This window comes from Patescibacteria group bacterium (assembly GCA_004297735.1).
Taxonomy (GTDB): domain Bacteria; phylum Patescibacteriota; class Saccharimonadia; order UBA4664; family SCTI01; genus SCTI01.
Genome location: SCTI01000002.1, coordinates 252183 through 272804, shown reverse-complemented (window position 1 = coordinate 272804; position 20622 = coordinate 252183). Strand labels below are relative to the sequence as shown.

Sequence of the window (20622 nt, the reverse complement as noted above, 5' to 3'; positions counted from 1 at the left end):
AAAAAGGAGGCAACTCCTAGTGGACGAGCCGACCGGTCTCGCGCCCCCGCATCAGACCAAGCTTCTACCAGGGCGCAAAAAGCACTACCTCGTAGTGCTGGAACGCCCACTGTTCCTCGATGAAGGAGGGCTAATGCCCGGTTAGATGGCTTCGGCCAAAAACTACATACTCGCGGCAGTTACGCAACGGGGCGGTCGGCCTTGGCCGTCCCGTGCGTAGCGCCCTACGTTCTATCTTGTTTCCAGCTTAACCGCTGAACCCCGGCCTCAGGCCGGTTTTTTGTTGGCTAAGCGCTTTTATACTTCTTTCCGGAGCCTCATCTTGTACAATAGGGGAAAGGAGATTGTATGCTCGACGACCCAAAATATATTGCTCGTTTTGATCGATCCGATGGCTTTGCCATGGTGGCGGGACAACCGGAACAACTGCGCTATCAGTATAAATTTGAGGCGCCGGCAGCCAACCAGATTCATAATGTTGTTTTAACTGGCATGGGTGGCTCAGCCCTGGCCGCCGAGTTTATTCGCAGTTGGTTGAGCGACCGACTAGCCGTTCCGTTTGAGATTGTGCGCGGTTATGATCTGCCCGCCTATGTTGGCGAAAATAGCTTGGTGATTGTATCGAGCTATTCCGGTAACACCGAAGAGACGCTGAGTTGCTTAAGGCAGGTGACACAAACCGGAGCGACCATGGTGCGAATGACTGCCGGGGGCAAGCTGGCCGAAAGCAGTGACGCCGGCACTCTTATTGAGGTCCCAGCCGGCATGCAGCCCCGATTTGCAGTTTTGTATGAGGCCAAAGCAATTGCTGTACTGCTCGAACAGCTTAAGTTGGTTGAAGGTGTGGTGGCAGAGCTTGAAGCCGCCGCCAAGTGGCTGCTTGATGAGATTTCGCACTTTGCGCCAAATATTCCAGAGGATGACAATGTTGCCAAGCAGATTGCCAAGCAACTGGTTGGTCATCCAGTCGTGATGTATGGTGGCCCGACTCTTGCTATGCCCGCTATGAAGTGGAAGATTGATTTTAACGAGAACGCCAAGAATATTGCTTTCTGGAATCAACTGCCGGAGTTTAATCACAATGAGTTCATCGGGTGGGGCAACCCGAAAGACAGCTTAATGCGAGTGGTTCAGCTTCACTCCAGCCTCGATAACGATCGAGTTGCTAAACGCTTTGAGGTCAGTAACCGCTTGCTTAGCGGAACCATGCCGGCGCCAATTATTGTGACGGCACAGGGTCAAACCAAGCTACAGCAGATGTTGTGGAGCATGCTCTTAGGCGACTTCGTCGCAACCTATCTGGCAATGCTTAACCAGGTAGATCCGGTGCCGGTTGAGTTAATCGAGAAGCTTAAAAAAGAGCTGGGTTAAACCCGGTTCTTGCTCTTATCTTTACCGATCCAACCAAGGGTGGTGTGAGTAAAGCCATCGGGATATTTCAACCCGTAGCCTAAAGCTCGGTCAAAACCAATATGAGCCAGCCAAATCAGGCCGAAGCTGGCAGCTGGTAGTAGTGTCTGAGCTGTAATACCTAGCGCGATCAAAATAATTGGAAAGGTTAAGGTGTGAGCCAGGTTGTAGATAATCGCTCCCACTCGCGGGCCGGCCAGGTAGCCAGCAAAGGATAGGTCAAAAATAAAGAAGAGTAGCACGAAAGTCAGCCAGTTATTGCCGAGTGTAAAGTAGAGCGCGCTGGCACCAAACAAAATCAGGCCGCCCTCAACTCGCTCAAACCAGATCGGTAACCTATTCATAGCGCAACGCGTCGATCGGCTTCATTCGAGCCGCCTTAATTGCCGGCGCAATACCAAAAATGATGCCAACTATGGTTGAGATACTAAAGGCCACCACCACCGCTTCAACCGTAAAGACCGGCTTGATGTTGGCCGCTAATTCCATAATTAAACCAAGCAGCCAGGCAAAACCGAGCCCCAGAACTCCGCCTAGCAGGGTAAGCACCACCGCCTCAATCAAAAATTGGCTTAGTACCATACCGCTGGTGGCGCCAATCGCTTTGCGTAAGCCGATCTCACGGGTACGTTCGGTCACTGATACCAGCATAATGTTCATAATGCCAATGCCGCCAACCAGTAGAGAAATACCAGCAATACCCGCCACAAAGCTAGTCATGATTGCCAGGATGCTGTCAAACACCTTGAGCTGCTCCTTGGCGTCAGAGACCGAGAAGTCGCTTTCGCCGTCGTGGTTAACTTTAACCTTATCTTTAATCGCCTGCTTAATCTCGCCAACCCGGTTGGGGTCGGCCGCCTTAACCTCAATCTCATTGATGTTGGCGGTGCCATTATTAAAGGTCTTACCGTCCTCAAACTGGATATAAACCACCGAATCGAGGCTTGGTCCTAAGTTCAAGGATTCGCTATCAGGCTTTTTGGTTACGCCAACCACTCGGAACTGCTGGTTGCGCAAGGTTATCTCTTTGCCAGCAACATCTAAGCTGCCAAATAGACTTTCGGCAACCTTGCTGCCAATTACCGCTTGCTTGGTCTCGCCAGTATCTAAAAAGTGGCCATTTTCCATCTCGGTTTTAACCGCCTCATCGTAGTCACCGGTAGTGGCGAACACGATCGATCCGGCCGCAACTTTGCCATTAAGGCTTGGGGCACCAGATACCAGCATGGCTGGAGCCACCGCCGCTACGCCGTCGATACCACTGATGGTGGCTACGTCTTTTTCGGTCAGGGTTGAGGCACCCAGCGACGAAGCAAAGCTGGCCGCCCCGCCACCGCCCTCTTCGGTAAAGCCCTGCCCGGGGTTAACTTGAATCAGATTGGTACCAAGCTCATCTACCTGATTGGTGATTGAGGCTTTAACGCCATTGCCGATCGCAATCACCGCCGACACCGCTCCAACCCCAATGATAATACCCAGCATGGTTAAGAAGCTGCGCAGCTTGTTGTTCATAATTGAACGGCCGGCCATTTTGAGATTTTCCCAGATCATACAACCGCCTTTCGTTGGCGCTTAAGCGATCCTGCTTTGCGATCGGCTACAATAGCGCCATCTTTAATCTCAATTACCCGGTCGGTCATCTCGGCAATCTCGGGGTTATGAGTCACAATCACGATGGTGTGACCTTCGTCGTTCAACCCCTTTAGTAGCTCAATCACCTTGGCGCTAGACTTGGTATCAAGGTTGCCGGTTGGCTCGTCCGCTAGGATCAAGCTGGGATCGTTTGCGAGCGCCCGAGCCACCGCCACTCTCTGAGTCTGACCGCCCGATATTTGATTGATTCGACTGGCTGCTTTATCTTCGATTCCCACTCGGCGCAGCAGCTCGTGGCCCTTTTCTTTACGCTTTCGGGTTGAGAGCCCAGCGTAAGCCATTGGTAGCATGACGTTTTGGAGCACGGTTAACTTATTTAATAGGTTGAATGATTGGAACACAAAGCCAATCGAGTCGCGTCGCAACCGAGCCAACTCTTTATCGCTGCGATTGACCATTTGATCACCGTTTAGCTTGTATTCGCCGCTGGTGGGGGAATCAAGCAGCCCCAGTATATGCATTAGTGTTGATTTGCCGGATCCAGAGGGGCCAATTATCGAGATAAACTCACCCTCGTTGATATTGAGATTAATTTCGGCAAGCGCCACCGTCTCGGTGTCGCCGGTAACGTAGTGCTTATGAATTTTCTTTAATTCGATTAAGGCCATACGTTAATATTACAGCAACTACCAAAATCAACCAGGCTCAGGTATAATTTCCAGGTCTGGAGAGGTGGCCGAGTGGCTGAAGGCGCACGCTTGGAAAGCGTGTATGCGGGCAACCGTATCGTGGGTTCGAATCCCACTCTCTCCGCCAGAAATTATTTTAGCGCTATAATACCTATATAAAGAGAACTAACCATGTCTCAATTGGCGCGAACCATTGCCGTCACTAAGCAGCCACATGATTTGCTGCTTAAGCACTCCACCCCAGTCGTGCTGCGGATGCAAGATATTCATCATCAGCAAATTCGGGTGGGGGATTTAGTTGAAGTTCAGGGGCATAACAGTATTATGGATCGTCAGCGCTTTAGGGTGGTGGAGACCATGAGTCATCCCGGCATTGGCGCAGCGGTTGAACATATTGAAGGCAGCCATAGTATTGCCGTTCGCGACAAAATTAAGATGACCGAGGCCTTTTTGCACCAGCATGGTCCGGTGGCTCATACCCAGCCGGTCATGAGTATCCACATGCAGCCACATGGCGCCAACCCGGGTTTATATCACTAGAATTAAGCTTCGGCATTACTTCCAATTAATAATGCTTAAATTTGCTTAAAAGCATTTATGCGTTGGTTGCTTTAAAAGCGTCACCATCATATAAATAGAGGGCACGGTTGCACCAACTTGCGCAGAAGGTTTTGCGTAGAGCAAGGAGTTCAAAATTTCTGCTTCAAAGAAGGATTCGCAGGGCAGGGGTCCAAGTGTGGAGGCGGTTCGTGCTGCTGGCAACGGATTTAGACGAATCGCTCTGATCCGCCCGCGCCCAAAGCCGGGTCGTACCGGTCCACCCGCACCGGTTCGCTCCTATCGCCCCAAGGCCCCTCGATCGTGAACGGGTGGCGCGGCATCACGCTGCGCCACCTCCCACTAGGACTTATACCGAACTTATTCCGAACAGTTTCCTCTTGAGCTTTCAATTAAGCCAGAGCATAATGAAAGTTGTTATGGTGAGGTGGAGTAATCTTACCTGACGATCTTTAACACACGTCCGCCCTAGAGAGGAGGGGACAAATGGTTGTTATTAGTCGTGCTCGACTTCGCAATGAGGGGGAGGGTGCAGCAACTTTTGCGACCGCCGCCCTTTCTGAGCCTCAGGGCAGATACCACACAATTCGTCGTCGGCGTACCAATCCAGCCTCCCTTTCTGATGCCCCGGAAGGCTTTAGTCGCTGTTCATTCTGCGGCTCGCTTATGCCGGTTGCGGAGATGCTCAAGCCGATTGCGAAGTGCCCTCTTGGTCATGAACTTGACCTGGAGGAGGCCGAGCGCCAAAACCTTCTAAAAAAGGGCAGCTCAAGCAATATCCCTGGCCTTACTCGCACCAAGATGGGTCAGATTTCCGAGCAGGTCTTTCGTGAACTGGTTGTAGATCTTGGCCCCTACGGGGTGGTCAGCGAGGAGACGTGGTCGGATCACTACAACTCGCCGCTTGATGGTGTTACCTCTCTCGGCTGGGGGTTTGACCTAAAGTCTGGAAATTGGTTCAACCGCACCCAGGCCTACGTCCTCGGCAAGAAGGAAGATTCCGATCGTAAGTACGCCGCCGTAATGGCGAGTGGTCTTCGCGGACTGATTGGACCCTACATGAGGATGAACTTCGGCACCTCGCAAGCCGAGGTGTACATCGAGGACCTAAGGGGAAGAAGATACTACGAGGTCGGCCGGATGAGGCCTTTCGTGGTTGTCGACTTCACTGAATTCAACCCCTTCGTGCCCAAGAAAGAAAAGAAGGACGACATCCCGTTCTAGCCCGCACGTGTGTGAGGGCCGCCCCAACCAGGGGGCGGCCCGTATTCGTCTTTATAGTTTCGCTTTTTGTTTGGTTCTGTCGGTGTATAATAGGACTATGACCGACGTCGAGCAGATTAAAGAGCGGCTTGATGTAGCGGAGGTGGTTGGCAGCTACATACAGCTTAAACCGGCCGGACGTAACTTAAAGGCGCCCTGCCCGTTTCATAATGAAAAAAGTGCTAGTTTTATGGTTAGTCCCGAAAAGGGCATTTGGCACTGTTTTGGTTGCAGCGAGGGTGGCGACATTTTTAAGTTTGTAATGAAGTATGAGGGCATTGAGTTCCGTCAGGCCCTCGAAAAGCTGGCCCGCCAGGCCGGTGTCAGCCTTAAGCCACGTTCAAGCGAGGACGCCAAGGCAAAAAAGCAGCAAGAAGATTTACTGCGAGTAATGGAGCTGGCCACTCAGTATTATCACGCCAGTTTGGCAAAAAACCGAGGCGCGCTGGAATATGCCGTTAAGCAGCGCAAGTTAACCAAACCGACGATTAAAGATTTTGAGATTGGTTATGCTCCCGATGATTGGAACGCGTTAACCAACTTCTTAGAAAAGAAAGGTATTAGCCAAGCGCAACTTAAGCAGGCTGGCCTGGCTGGTCAAAAAGCTGGCAAGTCCACCGTTTACGACTTGTTTCGGGCGAGGTTGATGTTCCCGATTTGTGACGACCAAGGCCGTACGGTGGGTTTTACCGGCCGAGTGCTAGCGCCAGAGCAGGAGCCGAAGTACTTAAACTCTCCACAAACCCCGCTATACGATAAGAGCAGGGTGATTTTTGGCTTGCACTTGGCTAAGCCGGCCATTCGCGAGCAGGATGAGGTGGTGATTGTCGAGGGCAACATGGACGTGGTTTCGAGCCATCAAGCGGGTGTACGCCAGGTGGTAGCGATGAGTGGCACCGCTATGACCGCTGATCAGCTTAAGACTCTAAGCCGACTAACTCGCAACATTAAGCTGTGTTTTGACGCCGATGCTGCTGGACTAAAGGCAACCGAGCGCGCGATTGAGCTGAGTCAGAAGTTACCAATTAATTTATCGGTGGTAGAACTGCCATCCGGCAGCGACCCCGATGACTTAGCTCAGCGACCAGCCGAATGGAAGCAGGTGATAGCTAGGTCTAAGCCGGCCATGGATTACCTGCTTGATCGGTTGGCGGATGAGTATGATTTATCAACGGCTCAGGGCAAACGACAGTATAGCGACCACTTGGTAACCAGCATTAGACGGCTGGCCGACCCGGTGGAGCAGGATCATTATGTAAAGCGCCTGGCCGATAAGTTGGATAGTTCACCAGATGTGATTCAGCGTAAATTATCTCAAACCGCCAAAACAGCTCCGATTGCTCCAGTGGCCGAACCGCCCCGCCCAGCAGCCACTCAAACCGTGCCGGTTGCTAAGCCAGCCAAGCTGCTGCTGGAGGAGTCGGTGCTGGCGCTCAACCTTTGTTACCCCGAGCTGCGACTGAGCCTAGAAGATCTAACCCCCGCCCACTTTAGTGATCCCGATCACCAGCTGATTGTCGAAACCCTCCAGAGGGTGGGTAACGCTGATTTAGAGACCGTAGCCGCTCGGTTGCCAAATCAGGCAGATTATGTTAAAATCCTGGCATTACGGGGTGAAGAGGAATATGGCTCATTCGCTCCCGCAGATCGCAGTCTCGAAGTATTCGAGCTGGCAAGAAGACTGCAAATTGCTTCCAATAAAGACACCAAAACCAAGCTCAGCCGCAAGTTGCGTGAAGCCCAAGATAAGGGCGACCAGCAGCTTGTTCATACTTTGCTCACCCAGTACCAAGCGCTACTCGGAGAGCACGACAGTTAATTATATTGAAAGGAAGTTGTCTTGCCCAAAAAAGCCGCCCCCGCCCCCATGCCCGAAGAAAAAGATGCAAAATATAGCCCCGAAATCGAACGACTAATTCAAAAAGGTAAAGAGCAAGGATTTGTGACCCAACAAGAGGTGTCGCAGGTCTTTCCGGATGCCGAAGATAACCTTGAGGAGCTTGATGAGCTCTATGCTGCCTTGCTTGAAAATGGCGTTCAATTAACCGATCAAAAAGATCGTTTAATCTGGGACAACAACGAAGGCGAGAATGCCGAAGGCGCCGCCGATGAAGATTACGCCAAGGATATTGCCGACGACTCGGTACGTCTTTACTTGCGCGAAATTGGTCGCGTACCTTTGCTGACCGCCGATCAGGAGATCGAGTTAGCCAAGCGAATTGCCAAGGGAGATAAAGCCGCTAAGGACGCCATGGTTGAAGCCAACCTCCGTCTGGTGGTCTCAATTGCCAAGAAGTATATTGGCCGCGGTCTGGATCTGCTCGACCTGATCCAAGAGGGTTCGAGTGGCTTGCTTCGCGCCGTCGAAAAGTTTGATTACACCAAGGGATTTAAGTTCAGTACCTATGCAACCTGGTGGATTCGCCAGGCCATAACCCGCGCCATTGCCGACCAGGCTCGAACCATTCGTATTCCGGTTCACATGGTTGAAACCATTAACAAGCTGATTCGCACCCATCGTCGCCTGACTCAGGAGCTGGGCCGTGAGCCGCTGCCCGAAGAGATTGCTGCCGAGATGGAGCTGGACGTTGAAAAGGTTAACCATATCTTAAAGATTAAGCAGGACATTGTTTCGCTTGAGTCGCCAGTTGGTGATGATGGTGATTCTAGCTTGAGCGAGTTTATTGAGGACGAGGACAACATGACTCCTCCCGAAATTGCCGCCAACCAGTTGCTCAAAGAACAGGTGGCTGACGTTCTAGCCCTACTGACCCCGCGGGAGCAGAAGATTTTGCGCATGCGCTTTGGTCTAGAGGATGGTCGCGGCCATACCCTGGAAGAGGTTGGACTAGAGTTTGGCGTTACTCGTGAGCGTATTCGTCAGATTGAGGCCAAGGCCCTGACCAAGTTGCGCAAGCACCGCGAGAGCAAGAAGTTGAAGGACTACCTGGCTTAAAAGAGGTCGGACCTCTTTACGGGTCGGACCCATCAAAAGGTCGGACCCTCAACCACCAACTAGGCCCTGCTCTTCGCAGGCCTTTTTGGTATGATGGTGGCATGAGTACACCAGAAAAAAACTTTCCTACAGATGAACAAAAGTTAAGTGAGCTTCGCTGGGAGCAAAAGGCAGCATTGGCGGCAGCAGGTAACGCTGAGCGTGAAGATGACAAGTCGTATGCCCCCGGCAGTGTTTCCGAGTTACAGGGCCGAGACCCTAAGGCGGAACTACATGAGGTAAATGCAGAGATTGCTCGTCGCGAGGCTATTAAAGATGCTCGTGAAGCCGTTGATGCCGCAGTGGCCGAATCTCAACCAGAAATTGACCACGATCAGCCACACCCCGACACCGACAACCCCGAAGATAAACTTCCGGATCCAAACCACTGATCTAACCTGTATAATGGCTTTATGGCCAAAAAAGATCGCCTAGTTTTAGTTGATGGTAGCGCGGTGTTTCACCGTGGGTATCACGCTATTCCACCACTTAGTAACGCTGAGGGCATTCCGACCAACGCCACTCTTGGCTTTACCACTATTTTGCTGCGGGTACTGGCCGATCTCAAACCCAAATACGCTATTATGACCTGGGACAAGTCCGGCGACACCTTCCGTAAGGACATCTACCCGGAGTACAAGGCTCATCGTAAAAAGCAGCCCGACGATCTGTATCAGCAAATGCCGTATGCCCGCGAGGTTACCGAGGCCATGGGCATGCCCTGGATTGAGCTCGACAAGTATGAGGCCGACGACATAATTGGCACGCTCGGTCGCCAGGCCGAAAAGCGCGGCCTTGAAACCATTATCGTCACCGGTGACCTGGATGAGCTGCAACTGATCGATGATAACACCAAGATCTACACCATGCGCAAAGGCTTCACCGATACGGTGATTTACGACCTCGATGCCTTAAAGGAGCGGTACGGGGTGGACCCACAGCAGTTCATCGATCTGAAGGCGCTCAAGGGTGATGCCAGCGACAATATTCCGGGCGTACCAGGAGTGGGGGAGAAGACCGCCAAGGATCTAATTACAAAATATGGCAGCCTCGATGGCGTGTATGAGAACACCCATGAACTCAAAGGCAAGCTCAAGGAGCGGATTGAGGAGAATAAAGACCTAGCCTACCTTAGCCAAAAACTCTCAACCATTGTGCTTGATGCGCCGGTTGAGCTCGACCTCAAGCCGGCCGAAGTGGGGCAGTATATTCGTCAGCATATCCATGACCTGTTCCGCCGACTTGAGTTCAAGAGCTTGCTTTCAAAGCTCCCACCCGAAATGAGTGCCACGCCAACTCTGTTTGACGATGCAGCTCCGGTAACCAAGGCTCGTGATCACCTGAAAGAGGTGAAATACCACGAGGTTACTACCGTCGAGCAGCTTAACCAGCTGGCGAATGATTTGAGTAAGCAAAAGGTTTTCGCCTTTGACACTGAGACCACCAGTGTTAATGAGATTACTGCCGAACTGGTAGGCATATCAGTTAGTTTTAAGGCTAAAGAGGGCTATTACATCCCGGTTAGGCACGATGAAGGCGAGCAACTATCGCTCGAAGAAGTGGTCAAAGCCCTCAAGCCCCCCTTTGAGGACCCAAAGATCGGTAAAGTCGCGCATAACGCCAAGTTCGATTACAAAATTCTTAAACGCCACGGCATTACTCCCAGTCCAATCAGCTTCGATACCATGATTGCCGCCTTTCTTATAAACCCAATTGGTCGCTCACAATCCCTGGATGACCTGACCTATCGTGAGTTCGGCATCGAGATGATACCGATCACCGAACTGATTGGCACCGGTAAGAGCCAAACCACCTTTGCAACCGTCCCAATCGATGAGGCCACTACGTACGCGGCTGAGGATTCCGATATGACCTGGCGCTTGTATGAAATTATGGAGCCTCAGCTCAAAAAGGCCGGTGCAACCAAGCTGGCCGAAGCTACCGAATGGCCGCTGATTGAGGTTTTGGGTGACATGGAGCTAGCTGGCATTGAATTGAACACCGATTTTTTGCAAAAATTTAGTTCAACTATTGAAAAAGAGATTGATAAGCTCCAAAAAGCCATTTGGAAAGCGGCGGGGGAGGAGTTTAACATCAGCTCGCCAGCACAGCTCTCGGAGATTTTATTCACCAAGCTCGAACTCAGCACCGCCACGGTTAAAAAGGGTAAGACCGGCTACTCCACGGCCGCTAATGAGCTCGAAAAGCTGCGCAACGAACACAAAATTATTCCACTTATTTCGGAATATCGTGAGCTGACCAAACTGAAGAGTACCTATGTTGATACACTCCCACTCATGGTCGACGACAAGAGTCGTTTGCACACCCGTTACAGCCAAACCATTGCTCAAACCGGCCGCCTCAGCTCAAACGATCCCAATTTGCAGAACATTCCCGTTCGCACCGAACTCGGCCGCGAGATCCGCAAAGCCTTCGTCGCGCCCAAAGGCCGTGTCCTGGTTTCAGCGGACTACTCCCAGATTGAACTCCGTGTAGCCGCCGCCCTCAGTAAAGATGAAGGGATGATTAAAACTTTTAAAGACGGAATAGACCTTCATCAACAAACCGCCGCCCAGATGGCTAATATCCCACTAGAAGAGGTAACGAAGGAACAGCGCTACAGCGCCAAGACCATCAACTTTGGTGTGCTCTATGGTATGAGTCCTCATGGTCTGGTGGTCGCCACCGGCATGACTCGCGATGAGGCCAATGCCTTTATCGAGCGTTACTTTGAGATCCGTGGTGACCTCAAAAAGTACATCGAAGAGACTAAAGAGTTTGCGCGCAAAAATCAGTACACCGAGACTCTGCTGGGTCGCCGCCGGCCATGCCCTGATATTAACTCGAATAACTTTATGATCCGTACCGCCGCCGAGAGGGTAGCGGTTAACGTTCCGATCCAGGGTACCGCCGCCGACATTATGAAGCTGGCTATGATTGCGCTGCCGCCAAAGCTGCCAGAGGGCGCCAAGCTCCTCCTCCAGATTCATGACGAATTAATAGTTGAATGCGATCAATCCCAAGCCGATAAGGTTCAGAAAATCCTCAAAGACACCATGGAAAATGTCTATGATCTTGGCGTTCCGATTGCCGTCGATACCGCCGTTGGTACCAACTGGGGCGAACTGTAATACTAAACTCGACTTTACTAGCGCCCGGCTGTAAGCTTCGCTACAGTCAGATGCAAAGCGGAGTTACCAATGAGCCACGAAGTTAAAATCCATGACGCCCAGACCAGTATTTTGCGGGAGCTGTTATTTGTACCTGAGGCGACCTATGCCGAGCTGCAAAAACCAACCAGCTTAACCAGTGATCATTTCAACTTTCACATTGGCCGCCTGGTTGACCTCAAGCTAGTCGAAAAGGTGAACCGGGGGCGCTACCGCCTGACCCACAAGGGCAAGGAGTACGCCAACAAGCTCGATACCGACAACAAAACCATCGAGCGCCAGCCTAAGGTAGCGGTACTGCTCGCAGTGGAGCGTGAGCTCGACGGTAAGACCCAGCTATTATTCCAGCAACGTACCAAGAATCCGTACTTCGGCTACTGGGGCTTTCCGTCGGGCAAGATGCGCTGGGGCGAGACCATCACCCAAACCGCCGCCCGCGAGCTCGACGAGGAGACCGGCCTTGCCGCCGACTACCGAATTGCCGGTGTTTACCACGAGCACGCCTATCTAGAGGGCGAGGAAGAGGCGGTTGAGGACAAGGTCTTCTTTGTGGTGCACTGTACCAACTCCAGCGGCGAGCTGATCGAGAAATTCGAAGGGGGAATCAACCAGTGGATGACCGTCGATGAGGCCCGCCTGCTGGAGAAACGCTACACCAGCTTTGAAACCGAGCTGGAGATGATTCTGGGTACTAAGGGCGTCTTTGTCGAAGAAACTCACCATTACACCAAGGATGAGTTTTAACCCGCTAACCTGATAATCAGCTATAATAGCCCCATGCCGGAGTTGCCAGAAGTTGAAACAATTCGTCGTGGGCTTGAGCAGACCGTTATCGGTCGGCGGATCGTTGATGTTGAATCACTCCACCCCAAGTCGCTCCAGACCAGCGCTGAATTAATTGATGAACACGCGATTGGTTCAGACATCGTTGAGTTTAAGCGCTTTGGCAAGGTGCTAGTTATGCGTTTAAGTAGTGGCTGGAGTCTGCTGTTTCACTTAAAAATGACCGGTCAAATTGTACTGGTCGGCCCCGATGGTGCCCGACATGCCGGCGGACATCCCACCAGGAGTATGGCCGATAAGCTCCCAGATAAAAGCACCAAGATTATTTTCCGCCTAGACGATGGCTCAACCCTGTACTTCAACGACCAGCGCATCTTTGGTTGGGTAAAATTGGTACCCAATTCGGAGGTGTTAAACGATACGCTCATCGCTCGCCTTGGTCCGGAGCCATTAACCGAAAAGTTTGAGCTAAAAGGTTTCTCGCAAACCCTTGCACGACGACCAAAGTCACCCATTAAAGCGGTGATTTTAGACCAGTCGGTGGTGGCTGGTGTGGGTAATATTTATGCTGATGAGTCGCTCCATTTAGCTAAAATTCATCCTGCTACATTAGCCGCAGACCTTAAGCCGGTACAGATTAAGCGCCTCTATGAGGCCATTAAGACCATTATTGCTCTTGGGGTTGAACATGGTGGTACCAGTTTTACCAACTACGTTAATGCGCTTGGCGGCACCGGCGATTACTTGCATCACGCTCGGGTCTTTAGGCGCCAGGGCTTAACCTGCCCAGTCTGCGGCACCGTTATCATTAAAACTCGAGTGGCCGGCAGGGGGACGCATTACTGCACGGTCTGCCAAAAACCACCACGGGGCTGGCGACCATGATCTTGTTTTTTTACGGGTCTAATAGCTACGAGGCGCGGCAGCAGCTGGCTAAGCTTGTGGCGCAGTACGAGTCTAAGACCGGTAGCAACTTAGGCATTGAGCGTATTGATGGCCGTACCGTTACGATGGCTCAGCTACGAGCGTCATTGCAGGCGGTTCCATTTTTAGCAGCCAGTCGCCTAGCTATTATTGAGGGTGTGGGTGGCAATAAGTCGGTAGCACCAAAGGTACCGGAATTACTGGATGATATACCCAGTACCACCGTAGCGGTTTTTTACGAGCCATCACTCGACAAGCGAACCAGCTACACCAAGGTGATGCAGGCGCAGGCGACTAAGTCGGTGGAGTTTAAGCCCTTGGCCACCGCCCAGTTGCATCGATGGGTGAGTCAGCGGGTTGAGCAGCTTGGCGCCACTATAAGCCGACCAGCTTTAGGTAAATTGCTAGAGATCGTAGGGGATGACCAGTGGCGACTGGATAATGAGCTGACCAAGCTCAGCCAGTATAACCCGGCAATAACCGTTGAGTCGGTTGAGTCGATGGTTGAGTCTAGTCCCGACGACAACGTCTTTGCCTTAATTGAGGCGGTTACGGCCGGCCGCTTAAGTCAGGCGCTTGAAGGCTACCATACGCTGCGGGCCGATGGGCATAATCAATTATATATTTTAAGTATGATTACCTGGCAGCTGCGCAATCTCTTGCTTGCCAAGTCGGCCGGAAGAGTAACCGCGCCTCAGCTAGCCAAGCAAGCGGGGATGTCACCATATGTCGCCGAAAAAATGTTGGCTCGGCGCCATTTATTTAGCGATCAGCAGCTAAAACAGGCCTTTTTGCTGACCGTCGAAACCGAGTATCGGATTAAAACCGGCGATGGTTTGCCAGATGCTTTAATTGAGCGCTTAATTACCGACGTGGCCGCCCTTATGAAGCAGGTGAGTCAATCCGCTGCAAAACCTGCTCGATCTCGCTAATTAAGGCTTGAATACGGTTTAGCTCACTCTTGGCCAACCAAGTGCTGTTGGGCGTGGTGGCGTAGTCTCGAAACTGTTTAACTTGGGCGATCAGCTCTTCGCACTGCTGATGAATAATTACGGAGGTGTCTTCGGTTTGGGCCATGCCTTTAGTTTATCAGAAAGAAAGCCGCTATTTAGCGGCTTTCTTGGTAGCGGGCTTTTTGGCGGCCGGCTTGGCGGCTGCAGTAGCCTTTGGCTTGGCCTTGGCAGTTGCCTTGGCTTTTACCGGCTTAGCAACCGTGTTTGATAGCTTGGTTAATTGCGATTTACGCCGAGCCGCGGTGTTTTTGTGGAGCACACCCTTTTTAACCGCTCGGTCAATCTCAGAAATTGCTTGTCGTAGAGCCTCGGTGGTCTGTTTAGAGTCTTCACTTGCCACTGCATCCTTAAGACTACGAACGTCCTGATGGACCGCCCGCTTGATTTGCAGGTTACGACTGCGCCGCTTGGCGGCCTGTCGTACTCGTTTCATTGCAGATTTAATAATTGGCATAACTCGAAGAACTATACGCTAAAAACATCGACCTGTAAAGAGGTTGATTTGTGTCCCAACCATAAGAACAATATATCTGTTGACAAAAAGGCCTATATCTGATAAGATATGTAATCTTGTGAGTTTCACTATGGATAGAGAATTAACCCCCAAACAACAGACTTCTGAGGCGATCCGCCAGGCCGATAGCATTTTAATCTTAACCGGCCAACGTCCCTCAATCGACCAGGTTGCATCAACCGTGGCGCTAGGTGCTGTGCTGCGCAAGTTTGGCAAGAAGGTTACCACCGTTGTTAGCGATGAGGTTCCAGCTGGCGCCCGTTTTCTACCCCGCCCTTATTTAGAGCAAAACCTTGATGGCTTGCGTGATTTTATCTTACGAATTGGCCTGGATCGGGGAGAGGTCGATACGCTTAAGTGGATGGTTGAGGATGGTAAGCTCAACATTTACGTTTCGCCGTTTGCCGGTGGCTTTTCGGCTCAAGATGTAAGTTTTGATTATGGCGACTTCCACTATGACTTAATCGTTGTGCTGGGAGTGGCCTCGTATGCTCGCATCGATAAAGTGTTTGCGCAAAACCAAGCGGTTCTACAGCATATCCCAATTGTTAATATCGACTACCACCGTAGCAACGAGCAGTATGGCGCAGTCAACTTAATTGACGCCACCGCTGCCGGTCTGGGCGAGATTCTGGTAGCTTTGTCTGAGTCACTTCAGACTGGATTGATTGATCAGCCAATTGCCACCACCATACTAGCCGGCATCATGGCCAGTACCGATCGGTTTACCGCTACCCATACCACCAGCAAAGCGCTAACTGTTGCCGCCCAGATGATGGCAATGGGCGCCGATCAACAAACTGTGGTCCGTGGCCTGTATCGACAGGATAAGGGCGATAAAAGCGATAGCCGCACCAGGCAGGGGCAAGGTTCGGTTCGAGCTCAGCAGGGGAGTCAAAAACCGACTCAGCCGGTTCAGGCTCCTATAGCTAAGGTCGAGCAGCCTATTCAGTCGCCAAAGCCGATTGCTCAGCCAGTTGAAGCTCCAGTCCATGACGCTCCCCAAATGGCTAGCCAAACCCAGCCAGTTAACCCCGAAGAGCCGGTGGTTGAGCCGCCCCGTATTTTAGCCACTCCTGAGCCGGTAGCCCCCACGGTACCAGCCCAGCCGATTTTGCCTGAGCCGGTTCAGCCGGCTGCTGCCTTTGAACCCGCCCCAGAGCTAGAAATTATTCACCCCCCGGCCGATACCGCAATTGACCCTGAGGCACCGGTAGTTACCGACCCTGAAGTGGCACCCTCGGAGCCAGCGGCGGTAAGCCAGGCAATCCAGGAGCTGGTTCAGGCCAGTTCGCAGCCCGAGCCGTTGATTAACGGTAGCGAGCCCGCTCCAACCGTCACCAATCAGGCCGCTCCGGATAATCCGGCCGCGCAACCTGCTGCCCACCACGTTTCAGCCAATCCAACCAATAATCCAGTATTTGCCAACCGCTTACCGTGGTAGCTAATCACTCGGATCAAGCAGGAATTTTACTGGTTGATAAGCCGCAAGGTATCACCTCGTTTGACGTAATCCGCCACCTTCGTCGTGAGGGCGGAGTAGCTAAAGCCGGCCACGCTGGTACGCTCGACCCGATGGCGACCGGTTTGATGATTGTATTAATTGGTGCCGCCACCAAGCAGGCCGATCGATTTTTAAAGCTAGACAAGTGTTACCGCGCGACCATCCAGCTTGGAGCAAACAGCTCCACTGGGGACGCCGAGGGCGAGCTTACCCCGGTATCCGATCGCGTGCCATCGCCTGCAGAGCTGGACCAGGCAATCTCGCATCATACCGGCTTGATCACCCAGACGCCGCCCGCCTACTCCGCTATCAAGATCAAGGGCGTAGCGGCTTATAAAAGGGCTCGTCGTGGCGAGAAGGTTGAGATCCCGTCACGGCAGGTTACCATTCATGATTTGCAGATTCTGGACTTTTCTTACCCAAACTTGGCGGTAAGTGCCAATGTTTCAAGCGGAACTTATATTCGAACTCTGGCCGAAGATATTGGCCGACAACTAGGAACAGGAGCATACCTAACCGCGCTCCGGCGGCTGTCAATCGGCGATTACACCGTCGAGCAGGCTATCAAGCTTGATGATGTGAATCCGGCCGCTGTTTCGTCCCATTTAATGAAACCATCGCCCTAACATCACCTCATTATATACCCCCTCCAACAGAAGAAACAGACTTGTTTGTTCACCTTTTGTTCGGTAGCATAGACGACAGTGAGGGCAGTACGATACAATTAACCACAAGGACAACGTATGGCACTAACAGCAAATGACATCCAACAAATCAAGACCAGCGTCGTAGATGTGGTCGAGCCTCGTTTTGCCGAAACTCACAAGCGCCTCGAGCTGACCAATCAGCGAATCGAGGAGCGTTTTGGCCAGCTTAAGGTTGACGTCGACAACTTGACCGCAGCCACCAATCGTAAGTTTCACACCGTTTTTACCGACATTGCGGTTACGCGTGAGGATCTACACGTAGTTAAACAAATGGTGAGCGAGCACGGCTTTCGCTTGGCTCGACTAGAGAATAAACGATCAGATAATCAATCTGGAGCTTAGGCATTGCATTTTCGACTCTAATCTGTTAGAGTGTAGGCACTATGTTAAAGACCGAAGCAAAAAAGAAGATTATTGGCTCTAGCCAGACTCATAAAAAGGACACCGGCTCACCGGAGGTTCAGATCAGTATTTTTACTCAAAAAATCCAAGAGCTCACCAAGCACCTTCAGGTGCATAAAAAAGATGAACACTCTCGCCGAGGTCTTTTAAAGATGGTAGGTAAGCGACGTCGTTTGCTTGATTACCTTCATCGTACCGACGCTGGGCGCTATGAAGCCCTGCGCCAAAAACTCAACCTTCGTCGTTAGTTTGATCGCACCCGGGTGCTTCAGTAACTGCAGCGCCTAACTGCGCTCACACTAGCGCGCAGCTATAACTAACAACGGCATTACGTGTTAGAGCTTTGACTCCAATCAGGCATTGGAATCTTAACCCTACCACGTATGGTTTCCGTAAAGGAGAGTATGTCAGTTACCAAAATTATTCACCCGTTTGGTGGTAAAACCGTTCGCCTCGAAACCGAGTTTTGTGGCAAAACATTAAGTATTGAAACCGGCACCATGGCCTTTTTGGCCGATGGCGCTGTGACCGTTCGCTATGGCGACACCATGGTACTTGGTACCGCGGTGGTATCAAACAGCCCTCGTCCTGGTATCGACTTCTTCCCGCTGATGATCGATTACGAAGAGCGCATGTACGCTTCCGGTAAGATATCCGGTAGTCGATTTATTAAGCGAGAGGGTCGTGCCAGCGAAGCTGCTACCTTAACCGCTCGTCTGATTGACCGTCCAATTCGGCCGCTGTTCCCCAAGGGTTTCCGTAATGATGTCCAGGGTATTGCCACGGTCTTAAGCGCCGATTTGGTTCACACTCCCGATGTTATCGCTATGGCCGCCATTTCGACCGCTTTAATGCTGTCGGGAGCGCCGTTTGAGGGTCCAGTTGCCGGCGTACGAGTTGGTTTGATTGACGGTGAGCTGGTAGCTTATCCAGCCGCCGACCAGATGAAAGACAGCCAGCTCGACCTCGTAGTGGCTGGAACCAAAGAGGCCATTATGATGGTTGAGGCCGGCGCCAATGAGGTTGACGAAGCTACCATGGTTAAGGCGATTGAGCTGGCTCATCAGGCGATTCAGCCGGTGATTGAGTTGCAGGAGCGCCTAATTAAAGAGGTTGGTGTAACCGCTAAAGAGTTTGAGCTGGTCAAGCCCAGCCATGAGGTAGTGGTTTTGGTGCAGGATTTCCTTAAAGATCGTCTTGGTGCCGCAATTCGTCACCAAGATCAGTACCAGCGACATGATGCTATTAAGAATCTCCGCCGTGAGCTAATGGACACCTATGCCGGTGAGGACAGCCAGCACGATAGCGATGAGCTCGAGCAGGCTTTTGAGCAAGTTATCGACAACGAGGTTCGCCGCGCCATTTTAGAGGAAGGGGCGCGCCCTGATGGGCGTACTTCAACCGAGATTCGGCCGATTTCTGGTCAGGTTGGCTTGATTCCGCGCAGTCACGGTTCGGGCTTGTTTACTCGTGGGAGCACCCAGATTCTTAACATCACCACACTGGCTTCGACTAGCTATGCTCAGATCCTCGATACCATGGAGCTAGATACCACCAAGCGTTACATGCATCATTACAACTTCCCTCCATATTCAACCGGTGAGACTCGCCCAATGCGCAGCCCCGGTCGCCGCGAGATTGGTCATGGAGCCTTAGCTGAACGCGCCCTGCTACCGGTTATACCTCCGGTTGAGGACTTCCCGTACACCATTCGTACCGTGTCGGAAGCAGTGGCTTCGAACGGTTCTACCTCGATGGCTAGCGTTTGCGGTTCAACCCTCAGCCTAATGGATGCCGGAGTGCCAATTAGTAAGCCGGTGGCCGGTATTGCCATGGGTCTGGTTAAGGGCGAGGGCGATCAGTTTGTTATCTTAAGCGACATTCAGGGCGCGGAAGACTTTGCTGGGCATATGGACTTTAAGGTGGCCGGTACCGATGATGGTATCACCGCCCTGCAAATGGACATTAAGGTTAAGGGTATTACCGCCAAGATCATGGATCAAGCTTTGGCTCAGGCCAAAGAGGGGCGGGCTCACATTATGGGTAAGATGATGGAGATCATTAGTAAGCCGCGACCAGAATTAGCCGATCATGCCCCCCGTATTTCTAAGCTCAAGATTGAGCCAGATCAGATCCGCGAGGTTATTGGTAAGGGCGGCGAAACCATTAATAAGATTATTGATGCCACTGGGGTAGAGATTGATATTGATGACGACGGCTTAATCATGATTGCCAGTAGCGACGGCGAGGCTGCTAAAAAAGCTATCGAGTGGATTGAGCAGATTACCGCTAAGCCAGAGGTTGGCAAGGTCTACACCGGCAAGGTGGTTAAGATCATGGAATTTGGCGCCTTTGTCGAAGTTCTACCTGGAAAAGACGGTCTGGTTCACATTTCTCAGATCGCCGATAAGCGCATCGAAAAGGTTTCAGACGTGCTAAAGGAGGGTGATGAGGTTCAGGTTAAATTGATGGAAATTGATACCCAGGGCCGATTAAACTTAAGTATGAAAGCGGTAAAGGAGCATGCCCAAAACTAAGACCAAAGCTGAGCGACTCGGCGCCATGGCGGAAGAGATAGTTTCGTCGGGAGTTACTCCTGATTTAGCGGCTGGTGCCAAGCAGCTGGTAATGGGGGAGGGCAGCTTAGATGCCGAGGTGGTCTTTATTGGCGAGGCACCCGGTGCCAAGGAGGATGAGCTGGGTCGCCCCTTTGTTGGCGCTGCCGGCAAGTTCCTCGATGAGATGTTGGCAAGCATTGAACTTGAGCGCAGTAAGGTGTACATTACCAACATCGTCAAATACCGCCCTCCCGGTAACCGTGATCCGTTGCCCCAAGAGATCCAGGCCTTTATGCCATATCTCAAGCAGCAACTGGATATCATTCAGCCCAAATTGATCGTCTTCTTAGGTAGGCACTCGATGAACGTGTTCCTACCTGAGCTGAGGATAAGCCAGGCCCACGGCCGAGCGTTCCGTAAAGATGGCAAGGTTTACCTGCCACTTTATCACCCAGCTGCCGCCCTCTATAACGGCGGGATGAGACAGACGTTATTGCAAGATTTTAGCGTTATTCCACAACTACTAAAAAAGGTTTAAA

21 protein-coding genes and 1 tRNA gene are annotated in these 20622 nt (G+C 51.8%); 17 read left to right on the top strand and 5 right to left on the bottom strand.

Annotated elements, in window-relative coordinates:
- The first annotated feature begins 348 nt into the window (after positions 1 to 348).
- Positions 349 to 1371 carry a bifunctional phosphoglucose/phosphomannose isomerase gene (locus tag EPO04_03095; protein ID TAK89066.1) on the top strand — a complete coding sequence of 341 codons (1023 nt, stop codon included), beginning with the start codon at positions 349 to 351 and terminating at the stop codon, positions 1369 to 1371.
- On the opposite strand, the gene EPO04_03090 is transcribed toward EPO04_03095, so the two are convergent.
- From EPO04_03090 to EPO04_03080, 3 genes are read right to left on the bottom strand one after another with little or no spacing between them, the layout of a single operon-like run.
- A complete protein-coding gene (locus EPO04_03090; GenBank protein TAK89065.1) occupies positions 1368 to 1754 on the bottom strand; it encodes a DUF4260 family protein in 387 nt (128 codons plus the stop codon). The genes EPO04_03095 and EPO04_03090 overlap by 4 nt on opposite strands.
- Entirely contained in the window at positions 1747 to 2961 is a 1215-nt protein-coding gene (locus EPO04_03085; protein ID TAK89064.1) for an FtsX-like permease family protein, read from the bottom strand. Before EPO04_03085 ends, EPO04_03090 begins: the two co-directional genes overlap by 8 nt.
- The gene (locus tag EPO04_03080) at positions 2958 to 3671 is read right to left on the bottom strand and encodes an ABC transporter ATP-binding protein (GenBank protein ID TAK89063.1); all 714 of its coding nucleotides are present in this window, start codon (positions 3669 to 3671) and stop codon (positions 2958 to 2960) included. Before EPO04_03080 ends, EPO04_03085 begins: the two co-directional genes overlap by 4 nt.
- 58 nt (positions 3672 to 3729) lie before the next feature.
- Between EPO04_03080 and EPO04_03075 the strand changes: the two genes are divergently transcribed.
- The 10 genes from EPO04_03075 (at position 3730) to holA (ending at position 14317) form a co-directional block, all read left to right on the top strand.
- A tRNA-Ser gene (locus EPO04_03075) sits at positions 3730 to 3819 on the top strand.
- A 44-nt stretch (positions 3820 to 3863) separates the two neighbouring features.
- Positions 3864 to 4232, top strand: coding sequence for a hypothetical protein (locus tag EPO04_03070; protein ID TAK89062.1), 369 nt, complete (start codon positions 3864 to 3866; stop codon positions 4230 to 4232).
- Between the two features lie 504 nt (positions 4233 to 4736).
- A complete protein-coding gene (locus EPO04_03065) occupies positions 4737 to 5474 on the top strand; it encodes a hypothetical protein (protein ID TAK89061.1) in 738 nt (245 codons plus the stop codon).
- A 97-nt stretch (positions 5475 to 5571) separates the two neighbouring features.
- Positions 5572 to 7332 carry a DNA primase gene (gene dnaG, locus EPO04_03060; protein TAK89060.1) on the top strand — a complete coding sequence of 587 codons (1761 nt, stop codon included), beginning with the start codon at positions 5572 to 5574 and terminating at the stop codon, positions 7330 to 7332.
- Positions 7333 to 7380: 48 nt separating this feature from the next.
- Positions 7381 to 8469: an RNA polymerase sigma factor RpoD gene (rpoD, locus tag EPO04_03055; protein TAK89290.1), complete on the top strand. Its 1089-nt coding sequence runs from the start codon at positions 7381 to 7383 to the stop codon at positions 8467 to 8469.
- A gap of 101 nt (positions 8470 to 8570) precedes the next feature.
- Entirely contained in the window at positions 8571 to 8900 is a 330-nt protein-coding gene (locus EPO04_03050; GenBank protein ID TAK89059.1) for a hypothetical protein, read from the top strand.
- Positions 8901 to 8921: 21 nt separating this feature from the next.
- A complete protein-coding gene (gene polA / locus EPO04_03045) occupies positions 8922 to 11639 on the top strand; it encodes a DNA polymerase I (GenBank protein ID TAK89058.1) in 2718 nt (905 codons plus the stop codon).
- Between the two features lie 69 nt (positions 11640 to 11708).
- Positions 11709 to 12422, top strand: a complete 714-nt coding sequence (locus EPO04_03040; GenBank protein ID TAK89057.1) for an NUDIX hydrolase — start codon at positions 11709 to 11711, stop codon at positions 12420 to 12422.
- A gap of 33 nt (positions 12423 to 12455) precedes the next feature.
- Positions 12456 to 13346: a bifunctional DNA-formamidopyrimidine glycosylase/DNA-(apurinic or apyrimidinic site) lyase gene (gene mutM / locus EPO04_03035; protein ID TAK89056.1), complete on the top strand. Its 891-nt coding sequence runs from the start codon at positions 12456 to 12458 to the stop codon at positions 13344 to 13346.
- On the top strand, positions 13343 to 14317 hold the full coding sequence (gene holA / locus EPO04_03030; protein ID TAK89055.1) for a DNA polymerase III subunit delta: 975 nt from the start codon (positions 13343 to 13345) through the stop codon (positions 14315 to 14317). Before mutM ends, holA begins: the two co-directional genes overlap by 4 nt.
- On the opposite strand, the gene EPO04_03025 is transcribed toward holA, so the two are convergent.
- Together EPO04_03025 and EPO04_03020 are read right to left on the bottom strand one after the other, a co-directional pair.
- Entirely contained in the window at positions 14268 to 14462 is a 195-nt protein-coding gene (locus EPO04_03025) for a hypothetical protein (protein TAK89054.1), read from the bottom strand. The two genes, holA and EPO04_03025, sit on opposite strands and share 50 nt — an antisense overlap.
- 27 nt (positions 14463 to 14489) lie before the next feature.
- The gene (locus EPO04_03020) at positions 14490 to 14852 is read right to left on the bottom strand and encodes a 30S ribosomal protein S20 (protein ID TAK89053.1); all 363 of its coding nucleotides are present in this window, start codon (positions 14850 to 14852) and stop codon (positions 14490 to 14492) included.
- 130 nt (positions 14853 to 14982) lie between these two features.
- On the opposite strand from EPO04_03020, the gene EPO04_03015 reads away from it, so the two are divergent.
- The 6 genes from EPO04_03015 to EPO04_02990 all read left to right on the top strand — a co-directional run bounded on the left by EPO04_03015 (position 14983) and on the right by EPO04_02990 (position 20621).
- Positions 14983 to 16356, top strand: a complete 1374-nt coding sequence (locus EPO04_03015; GenBank protein ID TAK89052.1) for a hypothetical protein — start codon at positions 14983 to 14985, stop codon at positions 16354 to 16356.
- The gene (truB, locus tag EPO04_03010; protein TAK89051.1) at positions 16332 to 17042 is read left to right on the top strand and encodes a tRNA pseudouridine(55) synthase TruB; all 711 of its coding nucleotides are present in this window, start codon (positions 16332 to 16334) and stop codon (positions 17040 to 17042) included. Before EPO04_03015 ends, truB begins: the two co-directional genes overlap by 25 nt.
- Before the next feature lie 117 nt (positions 17043 to 17159).
- Complete coding sequence (locus tag EPO04_03005; GenBank protein ID TAK89050.1) at positions 17160 to 17465, top strand: hypothetical protein; 306 nt, start codon at positions 17160 to 17162, stop codon at positions 17463 to 17465.
- A 41-nt stretch (positions 17466 to 17506) separates the two neighbouring features.
- Positions 17507 to 17773, top strand: coding sequence for a 30S ribosomal protein S15 (locus EPO04_03000; protein ID TAK89049.1), 267 nt, complete (start codon positions 17507 to 17509; stop codon positions 17771 to 17773).
- 156 nt (positions 17774 to 17929) lie between these two features.
- Complete coding sequence (locus EPO04_02995; protein TAK89048.1) at positions 17930 to 20062, top strand: polyribonucleotide nucleotidyltransferase; 2133 nt, start codon at positions 17930 to 17932, stop codon at positions 20060 to 20062.
- Positions 20049 to 20621 carry a uracil-DNA glycosylase gene (locus tag EPO04_02990; protein ID TAK89047.1) on the top strand — a complete coding sequence of 191 codons (573 nt, stop codon included), beginning with the start codon at positions 20049 to 20051 and terminating at the stop codon, positions 20619 to 20621. The genes EPO04_02995 and EPO04_02990 overlap by 14 nt, the downstream gene beginning before the upstream one ends.
- Position 20622: the final 1 nt, after the last annotated feature.

Excerpts from the sequence above, each read along its gene's own strand:
- EPO04_03050 (TAK89059.1), top strand. The coding sequence starts at position 8,571 with ATGAGTACACCAGAAAAAAACTTTCCTACAGATGAACAAAAGTTAAGT.
- mutM (TAK89056.1), top strand. The coding sequence starts at position 12,456 with ATGCCGGAGTTGCCAGAAGTTGAAACAATTCGTCGTGGGCTTGAGCAG.
- holA (TAK89055.1), top strand. The coding sequence starts at position 13,343 with ATGATCTTGTTTTTTTACGGGTCTAATAGCTACGAGGCGCGGCAGCAG.
- dnaG (TAK89060.1), top strand. The coding sequence starts at position 5,572 with ATGACCGACGTCGAGCAGATTAAAGAGCGGCTTGATGTAGCGGAGGTG.
- EPO04_03040 (TAK89057.1), top strand. The coding sequence starts at position 11,709 with ATGAGCCACGAAGTTAAAATCCATGACGCCCAGACCAGTATTTTGCGG.
- EPO04_03015 (TAK89052.1), top strand. The coding sequence starts at position 14,983 with ATGGATAGAGAATTAACCCCCAAACAACAGACTTCTGAGGCGATCCGC.
- EPO04_03090 (TAK89065.1), bottom strand. The coding sequence starts at position 1,754 with ATGAATAGGTTACCGATCTGGTTTGAGCGAGTTGAGGGCGGCCTGATT.
- EPO04_03070 (TAK89062.1), top strand. The coding sequence starts at position 3,864 with ATGTCTCAATTGGCGCGAACCATTGCCGTCACTAAGCAGCCACATGAT.
- EPO04_03080 (TAK89063.1), bottom strand. The coding sequence starts at position 3,671 with ATGGCCTTAATCGAATTAAAGAAAATTCATAAGCACTACGTTACCGGC.
- EPO04_03005 (TAK89050.1), top strand. The coding sequence starts at position 17,160 with ATGGCACTAACAGCAAATGACATCCAACAAATCAAGACCAGCGTCGTA.
- EPO04_02995 (TAK89048.1), top strand. The coding sequence starts at position 17,930 with ATGTCAGTTACCAAAATTATTCACCCGTTTGGTGGTAAAACCGTTCGC.
- EPO04_03000 (TAK89049.1), top strand. The coding sequence starts at position 17,507 with ATGTTAAAGACCGAAGCAAAAAAGAAGATTATTGGCTCTAGCCAGACT.
- polA (TAK89058.1), top strand. The coding sequence starts at position 8,922 with ATGGCCAAAAAAGATCGCCTAGTTTTAGTTGATGGTAGCGCGGTGTTT.
- EPO04_03065 (TAK89061.1), top strand. The coding sequence starts at position 4,737 with ATGGTTGTTATTAGTCGTGCTCGACTTCGCAATGAGGGGGAGGGTGCA.
- EPO04_03095 (TAK89066.1), top strand. The coding sequence starts at position 349 with ATGCTCGACGACCCAAAATATATTGCTCGTTTTGATCGATCCGATGGC.
- EPO04_03025 (TAK89054.1), bottom strand. The coding sequence starts at position 14,462 with ATGGCCCAAACCGAAGACACCTCCGTAATTATTCATCAGCAGTGCGAA.
- EPO04_03085 (TAK89064.1), bottom strand. The coding sequence starts at position 2,961 with ATGATCTGGGAAAATCTCAAAATGGCCGGCCGTTCAATTATGAACAAC.
- rpoD (TAK89290.1), top strand. The coding sequence starts at position 7,381 with ATGCCCGAAGAAAAAGATGCAAAATATAGCCCCGAAATCGAACGACTA.
- EPO04_02990 (TAK89047.1), top strand. The coding sequence starts at position 20,049 with ATGCCCAAAACTAAGACCAAAGCTGAGCGACTCGGCGCCATGGCGGAA.
- EPO04_03020 (TAK89053.1), bottom strand. The coding sequence starts at position 14,852 with ATGCCAATTATTAAATCTGCAATGAAACGAGTACGACAGGCCGCCAAG.